The sequence below is a fragment of the Cryomorpha ignava genome (assembly GCF_010686655.1).
In the GTDB taxonomy this organism is placed as follows: domain Bacteria; phylum Bacteroidota; class Bacteroidia; order Flavobacteriales_D; family Cryomorphaceae; genus Cryomorpha; species Cryomorpha ignava.
The window spans coordinates 25,076-32,592 of the sequence record NZ_JAAGVY010000047.1 but is presented as its reverse complement, the minus strand read 5'-3'; the positions used below and the strand labels follow the sequence as shown (position 1 = coordinate 32,592).

5 protein-coding genes are annotated in these 7,517 nt (G+C 40.0%); all 5 read left to right on the top strand.

The features are described 5' to 3' along the window. Positions 1-116: 116 nt before the first annotated feature. Positions 117-452: a hypothetical protein gene (locus tag G3O08_RS17575; protein WP_163286768.1), complete on the top strand. Its 336-nt coding sequence runs from the start codon at positions 117-119 to the stop codon at positions 450-452. 32 nt (positions 453-484) lie between these two features. Next, the gene (locus G3O08_RS17570; RefSeq protein ID WP_163286767.1) at positions 485-1,048 is read left to right on the top strand and encodes a hypothetical protein; all 564 of its coding nucleotides are present in this window, start codon (positions 485-487) and stop codon (positions 1,046-1,048) included. A gap of 31 nt (positions 1,049-1,079) precedes the next feature. Next, the gene (locus G3O08_RS17565) at positions 1,080-4,937 is read left to right on the top strand and encodes an esterase/lipase family protein (RefSeq protein WP_163286766.1); all 3,858 of its coding nucleotides are present in this window, start codon (positions 1,080-1,082) and stop codon (positions 4,935-4,937) included. Then, positions 4,928-6,199, top strand: coding sequence for a T9SS type A sorting domain-containing protein (locus tag G3O08_RS17560; RefSeq protein ID WP_163286765.1), 1,272 nt, complete (start codon positions 4,928-4,930; stop codon positions 6,197-6,199). Before G3O08_RS17565 ends, G3O08_RS17560 begins: the two co-directional genes overlap by 10 nt. 248 nt (positions 6,200-6,447) lie before the next feature. Next, complete coding sequence (locus tag G3O08_RS17555; protein ID WP_239541329.1) at positions 6,448-7,395, top strand: DUF2279 domain-containing protein; 948 nt, start codon at positions 6,448-6,450, stop codon at positions 7,393-7,395. Positions 7,396-7,517 lie beyond the last annotated feature (122 nt).

Here is a 7,517-nt window from a genome sequence, read left to right as displayed (position 1 = left end):
TTTAATTTCACGGTTACCGATGAAAATGCTGTAGATACTTTCAGGATTACTGATGGTCAGTTTAGATTTGATGTTCCCCAAATATTCTAATTTTATTAACCAAAAAACCAATTATTATGAAAACCAAAGATCGCAGATGCCAACCGCCGCGTAGGTATATAGACAAATCTTTTGATTTCGTCAATACCAAATTTTCCTTGGCAGTTTTATGCTGTCTTACAACTTTTTTTGTCTTCGGGCAAACAGTATCATTCCCTACAGATACCGTTATTGATACTTCCGTTCCTTTTTCGGAAAAAATGGACGATGTATTTGGCAATCTCGATCTTAGCGATGTTACTACAAATTTGCTTCTCGACCGCGCCTGGCCTTTTGCCAAGCCGGCGGATTGCAATGATAAAATCTACGCCACGAATCTAACCTGTACGACATTCTTAATAATCGTTAACTGAAAAATCATTAAATTAGTTCAAACTCTTGAGTCATGATACAACTAAAAACCCATTTTTTCTTATTCCTGTTGCTTACTATTCTTGCATCGTGCAAAGAAGATGACGACAAGCCCGACAAACCCAATTACGGCATTCAATACTTTGAGTGTAAGATAAACGGCGAGCCTTTTCAGGCAATAAGTATTCCCTTTCAATGCAGCGGGCCGCAGTTTGATTATTATCCAGAGTCTTATATGGAAATTCCACAGGGCTATGCTGTCTTTTCTGGAAGAGACTGTTCAAATTCTGAAGCGGCAATGATTAGAATCAATGGACTTGAGCATAATACAGGACTTCTTCTATTCAATGAACCTTCATTCGCAGATTCAATTTTTCCCCTTTATCGTTATTTGGAAGCCGACGGCTCGATAATAAAAATGGAACACTTGATAGATGGGGAAATGATGATTGAAGAGTTTATACCAAGAGCCTCTGGAAACTCACCCCTTGGCACTATTAAAGGAACCTTTAAGTTTACGGTCTCTGATGAGCAGGGTACTGATACTATCCGTGTGACAGAAGGCCGTTTTCGTTTTGATGTTCCTCAAATTTTTTAGTACGTTTTTTTAACCCTTAAACCCAATCATTATGAAAATCCAAGATAGTGACAAATCTTTTGATTTCGTCAATACCAAATTATTCTTGGCAGTTTTATGCTGTCTTACAACTTTTTTTGCCTTCGGGCAAACAGTACCATTCCCTACAGATACCGTTATTGATACTTCCGTTCCCTTTTCAGAAAAAATGGACGATGTATTTGGCAATCTCGATCTCACCGGTGTTACTACGAACTTGCTTCTCGATCGCGCCTGGCCATTTGCCAAGCCTGCAGATTTTGACGGCTCGGTCGGTGCCGATACGGTAAAAAGCCATAAGCATTGGCTAAAGCTGTATGGTACTATGGTTACCGCAGCTACCGTTCAGCCATCACCTATACCGAGCATCAATGACTGGAAAGCCCAGCGCGATTCTGAAGAAGCTGCGGGGAAGAACCCACTGGTTATCATTCATGCAGACTATCACCGTATCAAGCGCGATTCTGCGCTGATTTATTCCCTCTTCTACGAGCAAAACGGTGAACTTTACGACTATCCCAATCAATCTACGTCGCCCTACGAAGCGCAAACTCTCTTTGCATTTAGTCCTTATAAAACCACGATTAAAGACAGCTTGAGTATGGATTTTAAAACATCCCCCGCCTTTTTCAAAACAAATACAGGTCTGAACGTATCTACAGTGGCATTTGATTTTGACGATGGGCAGGGCTGGAAAACGGTGGGCTTAAATACCACTGTGAAGGTTTCTTGGAGCAGTTTTGGAAAAAAGCATCTCAAGCTGCGCATTACCTATACCAATAACGAGATCTATTACGCATACAGCACTTTGACCTTGGTGCAAACACCGAATTACCACCCTTCGGGTGCCAAGAATTACAATGAATCGTGGAGCGGATTCAAACATATTGACCACCCCGACCCGGCTTTGAGCAATTACGGCATTGATCTGCAAATAGAGTACGCATGTGGCAATGACAAAATAATCAAACCTTTTATTTACGTGGAAGGGTTTAGCCCCGATGAGTATTTTGAAGCTTTTGAGAATGAAACGTACATCGATTTTTACGATAAGTTTGACTTTTATCAAGACCAGAATGGATCAGGCTACCCACTTCTCGACGAGCTCGAAGCCAACGGCTACGACATCGTTTACGTCGATTTTGAGCAGGGCACGGGCAATATTTTAGAGAATGCCCAGACCCTAAAGAAGGCCATAAAATGGGTAAACGATCAAAAAGCCGCCAATGGCAGTACGGAGCCCAATGTGGTGGCTGGCTATAGCATGGGCGGTCTGGTAGCACGCCTCGCCGTGCGCCAAATGGAGCTCGATAATACATACGGCCCACCCGATGTGAGTTATTTTATCACCGTCGATACGCCACATCTTGGGGCGAATATTCCTTATGCTGTGGCTATCGCGGTAGATGACTTGTACCGAAATGTTGATATATCTGACTATGAAGAAGGAATCCAGAATGCGTATAACCTTCTTAATTCTCCGGCTGCCAAACAAATGCTTATTTATGCTTTTGATATCGCGTATCTTCCGCCGTTTAATATTCCCATAAGGGTGCCTGCTCAAATGAGAACTGACTTTATATCAGAACTTCAAATAGGTCTGCCTCAATCTACCACAGAAAATATAGCCATCGCTAAAGGCAATGGTGTAGGAAACAGTCAGGGGTTTACAGGAGTTGCAGAACTAATTAGTATTGACATTATGTCAGATTATAGTTGCACAGATGAATTGGTTGATACCTATGACCTTATAGATGGTCACACTTTTGCAAATACGCTCATTAATTTAACTCTTGGAGCGGTGATAGATATGGCAGCATTTTTTGGAGCAACCGCAGGTATAGGACTCGATATCAATGCACTGCCGGGAGGGGATGAATCTTTTAAGATTTATGAAAGATATCTTCAAGGTGAACTTTTATGGGGATTAGTTGAAATAAGTATAGGACAATACAAAGTCAAGGCTCGTGGAATACCTTTCGATAGTGCACCGGGAGGAAGTTTTCCAATAAATGCGGTTTCAGGCACAGGTGCAAGTGCTCAGTTTTTTCAGGATATTCTATCAGGAAATTATCTTCCATGTATTGAAATTCATCAAACGCAATTTGGATTTGTACCGACGGTGAGTGCGCTGAATATTCCCGGAAAATTCTCAACTCCCTTTGCTCAAATTGATCCGGCGACTGTGGTGGCAAACAACGAAACTGAATTTGATAAAGTCTTTATTTTAGATCCAACGCTTTATCCCCCCAATACTGCACCGACAAACGAAGCTCATGTTGACCTTTCTCCAAGTAATGTGGGACCGTTTGAAGAATTCATAAGTCCTGATTATTCATCAATTAACCAGTTCACGAGTATATCTGACTATTTCTATAATCTCGGTGCAAATAACAACAACGGTGAGATTACTGAAACTACAGATAGAATTACTACAAGTTTAATTCTTAGCGGAGATCCAAGTGGATATGGAGTAGTGGGAATAAACTGCGGCGGGCCGATTGTAGATTTTTCTGATAACACGTATCCAAATAGTAATGTGCCTAATTTCTCTGTTTACCTAACAAAAGGTTGTGCTTCAAGTCAATATGGCAGTATAGAAGTAGAGCCCTATGGATCTATTCTTATAGGAGAGACAACCGCTAATACCGGGATGTTAAATGTTCTCGAAAATGCAGAAATTAATCTGGATGGAGGAGCCGTAGAGGTAAGATCCGGATCAAAATTAGTAGTTCATGATGGAGGTGAAATTAATCTCAATAGCGGTTTATTGCGTGTTCGTGATGGAGGGAAAGTAATTGTTCTTGCCGGAGGGGAACTGCTACTCAAAGGCGGGCTGTTGAAAGTTGATGACGGTGGTGAAGTGATCATAAAAGCCGGAGGTAAACTTATCTACGAAGATGGAGCTCAAATAGAACTCAATGGAAACAACGCAGTGCTCGCTCTTGGTGGTTTGACACACATTGGAGATGATGCAACCTTTACTTTTACGTACCAAGGTACAGAAAGCGGATATATCCGTATGCTTAAAGAAGGGTATTGGGGTGAGCGCTTTTCTGCAGGTTTAAATGCTAAAGTAGAATTGCGTGGAGAGAATAAGGATGATCTGATTCTATACATGGAAGAAAATGCTGATTTTTGGGAGTTTCAAGGAGCAGTAGTTGGTGAAACATATAGTTCTCAAAAATTGGATTGGGTGAAATTTAAGTATGGCAAAATCATAATGGAAGAGGATGCGCGAATAGTTCTAATCAATAAGTCAGACTTTATTCAAACCACTGTGGAATCTTTACATGAGGGGCATCATCCCCGTGGTGTCGTTCCTTTTACAACATGTTATATATCTCACAGCCTTTTTAATAGAGTGCCGATTAATGCAGCACTTCAATACTTTGAATCCGGACCGCTGTATATTACCAGTTCTGAGTTTACTGAGTCAAGAATAGTTGTAGAAGGATATGGTTATATCGTCCAGTTCAGCGACTTTTGGTTCTCACCCATTATCTCTTCAGCGGGAACTGTTGGGAATAAAATTCATTATTCAACCTTTACCTATGGAAGTCGAGTTAGTGATATATCAGTCCCAGACATGTTTATTTATAAAAGTGAATTTGTAAATAACTCCGGTGGCGTAGGTAAGAGTAATGGAAGACTAACACTAAAATGTAATACTTTTGAAAATAATGAAACTGCCGTTTATGGTGGAAAGGGTTCGGATATAAATCTTTCATCTCTTTATAGCGGAGGTTACAATTTTTTCAGACAAAATGATTATAATATCAAATTTAATGAAGCATTCGATTTATTAATGGAAGATGGTTATAATGAATTTTATGATGGTAACATAATGAATGTGGAAGCATGGATTTAAACTGTAGTCCTGATCCACCCCAGATTATAGCATACAATAATACTTGGACTCCATTGCTAGATACAAGCGTACCGTTTGAAGATCCTAATCATCCTGATGAAGTAGAATTTGACTTGAGTGTAGGTGACTATAATAATACACAGGGGTGGTGGATTGTCGAATGCCAGATTCCTTTTAAATTTGGGCCTGTGGCACCTATCACTGAATGTGGAAGATATGATGACCCAAAAGATCCGATAATTCTCGAAGACGGGCCTAAGTCAAATGGTAATGAAAGCGAATTCCCTCTAATTAACTCACCTGTTTATTTTACAGATACACCTTTTGATTATGCAGTGAAAGTTGCCGCCTTTAGCACAACCACTTCTGACACGCTGAATGGCGATGATCTGGTTGCTGCTGACAAATTTTATGAATTACTTTCCTTAGCACAGATTGATTCAGTTTCCAATGATTCCATCGCTTTGGTAATTGAACACATGCGCTGGAAGAGTTTAAATAATTATAAGGCAACTATTGAAAGACTTTTTGTAGACAGTATCTTACTGCGTAGCAATAACCAAAGTAGTTTTGATCCCATAGTTCAAAATTATATCACTGTATTAATGGAGTTTACAGATAGCGTAAAAACTACCTACAATTATAAAGAACAATTCCAGTTAGAGTTTTGGAAGTCATCCATCTTAAGTACGATCGGCAAAAAAGATAAGGCTTTACAAATTCTTACGAATATTAACTACTGCGATCATGACTCTTTAAAGCGATTAATTCTTCTTGAGTCTATACAGCGGCTAGAATTCGATCTGATGTGTAGTCAAATTGATATCAATACCTTCTTGAGCGACAGTATTACATTTGTATTGGACTCCACAATTTACGAAATACCTCTTGAGAATTATATCGATACCACTGGTTTTGGAAGTTACATAATAAGTCCAAATACTATACTTTTTAGCTCTTGTAATACCGCTTCAGCAAGACCTTCCCAACTTGGCTTAAATGATTCGGGTGTAAATGTTGTGCTTTATCCAAACCCTACTCAAAACTATGTCAATATTTCGTTTTTGAATGGATACCCAAGTTCTGAATCTATTCTTACTCTGCGCATATTTGAAATTACAGGAAGAGAGGTTTTCAATGCTAAACTGCCACCTCAAAATTCAAGGGTTGACCTACCTGCTTTAGCAAATGCCCTGTATTTGTATAGACTGGAACTCAACGACAAATTAATCGATCAGGGTAAATTATCGATTATCAAATAATGTAAATTAGTGTCTTAACGCTGATTTAATTGAATGGGCAGAAGTGGTTCATTCACGCATTAAAGCTTAACAACGGGACTTTCTTCATTGGAGAAAGTCTCGTTGTTTTTAATTGGAGGTTAATTTTTGAGGAATTCTTGATGAAAATTAAAAGTTGGTATAGACCAAGTCAGCACGAGGTGTGCATTTTGAGTTTGTAACTTCATGAAATGCCCATTATAAATGTTCATTCTCTATCTTTGTCTCAATTGCGAACAATCAAAACATCAGGTCATTCAAGTTTTATTTTCTGCAAAGGCATCATATCCATTGCTGCAATTCTATTTATCTCTTTTTCCGCGGAAGCGCAATTTTTTACAACTTCAGACACACTAAACAAAAATCGCTTAGTATTTGCAACCACCACCACCGCAGTTGGCTACGGCGCAACGGTAATTGGGCTCAATGAACTCTGGTACAAAGACTATCCCAGAAGTAATTTCCATTTTTTTAATGACAATGCCACTTGGATGCAGATGGATAAAGCAGGACATGCGCTAACCTCTTACCAGCTAGGAAGAGTTGGATATGAGGTGATGAAATGGACGGGAGTCAACGATAAATCGGCTTTATGGATAGGCGGAAACCTGGGCTTATTCTTTTTAACCACTGTAGAAATAATGGATGGCTACAGCGATGAATGGGGTTTTAGTACGGGCGATGCTTTGGCAAATCTTTCGGGAACAGGCTTTTTTATCGGCCAGCAACTTCTCTGGAATGAACAACGAATGTCGCTTAAGTTTTCATATTCACCATCAGATTATGCCCAATATCGCCCTGAAACCCTGGGCAGCACCGGATTGGAAAGTGTTTTGAAAGACTACAACGGCCAAACAATGTGGCTTTCGGTAAATCCTTCAAGCTTTGGCCATAAGGAAAAAGCTTTTTTGCCCTGGCTAAATTTTGCGCTGGGATATGGAGCTAATGGTATGCTTGGTGGCGATTGCAATCCTCCTTTTAATCAAGCTGGTGATGCCTTGCCGGAAATTGAGCGGTTCCGGCAATATTATTTGAGTTTGGATATTGACCTGAGCCGGATTAAAACCGAGAGTCATTTTTTAAAAACTGTGTTTAGTGTTGTTGGATTTATAAAGATCCCTGCTCCGGCTTTGGAGTTTAGTGAGGGGGATGTAAAGTGGCATTGGATTGCTTTTTAAGTCGCGCGTCACGAGTCACTGGTCGCTATGCATTTGGCTTGGTAAACTGAGGGGGGAGCGCAGGGTTTAGTGGGTAGTTGAAAAAAGCTTTAAGCTGCAATCTTCAGGTGTTGTAGTGTTGA

Excerpts from the sequence above, each read along its gene's own strand:
- G3O08_RS17575 (WP_163286768.1), top strand. The coding sequence starts at position 117 with ATGAAAACCAAAGATCGCAGATGCCAACCGCCGCGTAGGTATATAGAC.
- G3O08_RS17570 (WP_163286767.1), top strand. The coding sequence starts at position 485 with ATGATACAACTAAAAACCCATTTTTTCTTATTCCTGTTGCTTACTATT.
- G3O08_RS17565 (WP_163286766.1), top strand. The coding sequence starts at position 1,080 with ATGAAAATCCAAGATAGTGACAAATCTTTTGATTTCGTCAATACCAAA.
- G3O08_RS17560 (WP_163286765.1), top strand. The coding sequence starts at position 4,928 with ATGGATTTAAACTGTAGTCCTGATCCACCCCAGATTATAGCATACAAT.